The organism is Mitsuaria sp. TWR114, from assembly GCF_007997345.1.
In genome coordinates this window covers 1-1,274 of the sequence record NZ_VOSR01000974.1, presented here as the reverse complement: position 1 = coordinate 1,274, position 1,274 = coordinate 1, and the positions used below count along the sequence as shown (strand labels likewise).

The following is a 1,274-nucleotide window of genomic DNA, read 5'->3' as shown; positions in this document are numbered from 1 at the left end:
GGGCGGCGACACCTTCATCGACAACAAGCGCCGCAAGGACAGCCTGCTCTACGGCATCGTCGAGACCGACCTCGGCGCCCGCACCGTGCTGGCCGCCGGCTTCGAGTACCAGAAGAACGACATCGACGGCGCCAACTTCGGCAACATCCCGCCCTACTACGGCAACGGCGCGCGGCTGGTGGTGCCGCGTTCCTACTCCTTCAGCACGCCCTGGAGCACCTGGAACATGGAGACCCGGCGGGTCTTCGTCAACCTGCAGCACGCCTTCGACAACGGTTGGCAGGTCAAGGCCGAGGTGGCACAGGTCAAGAACCAGCGCGAGCGCTACAGCGGCGACCTGCAGAGCACGCTGCCCACCTTCCCGATCAACGCGGCGACCAACATCGGCGTCGTCTCGCTGAGCGACAACCCGGCGGACGGCACCAACAAGTCGCTGGACGTCTACGCCTCCGGCCCCTACCAGCTGTTCGGCCGCACGCACCAGGCGGTGATCGGCTTCAACGTGAACAAGCTGGAGACCGAGATCGCCAACAACAGCGCGCTCAACACCGGCACGCGGCTGGATCGCCGCCCGGGTGGCGTCTTCGACCTCGGCGCGATCGCCAAGCCCGACTTCCAGTACCCGCGCCTGCGCCAGAACGCCGAGACCGACGAACGCGCGGCCTATGCGTCCACGCGCCTGCAGGCGACCGATGCGCTGTCGCTGCTGGTCGGCGCGCGGGTGACCTCCTACGAGAACCGGTCCTACCAGCGCTCCTGGGCCGGCACGGCCAACGGCGCGCGGGTGGACGGCGTGCCAATCAAGGAAACCTCGGTCGTCACGCCCTACGCCGGCGTGGTCTACGACCTGACCGGCGAGTTTTCGGTCTACGGCAGCTTCACGCAGATCTTCCAGCCCAACACGTCCAAGGACGAAAGCGGCAACGTGATCGATCCGCAGCGCGGCAGCAACGTCGAGGTGGGCGTGAAGGGCGAGCACTTCGGCGGCCGCCTGAACACCGCGGTCGCGGTCTTCCGCACCAAGCAGGACCACGTGCCGGTGGCCACCGGCACGCTGCAGCCGGATGGCTCGCCGGCCTTCCGCGGCGAGCGCGGCACGGTGACCGAGGGCTTCGAGCTGAGCGTCTCCGGCGAGGTGCTGACCGGCTGGCAGCTGATGGCCGGTTATGCCTACGGCACGCCACGCAAGGCCGATGGCACGCCGCTTTCGCCGCACCTGGCCACGCGCATCGTCAACCTGGCGACCAGCTACCGCCTGCCCGGCGCGCTGAGCC

At 68.6% G+C, this 1,274-nt stretch carries 1 protein-coding gene; it reads left to right on the top strand.

Annotated elements, in window-relative coordinates:
* The coding region (locus tag FUT87_RS29520; protein WP_186830782.1) for a TonB-dependent siderophore receptor at positions 1–1,274 on the top strand (1,274 nt) is incomplete at both ends.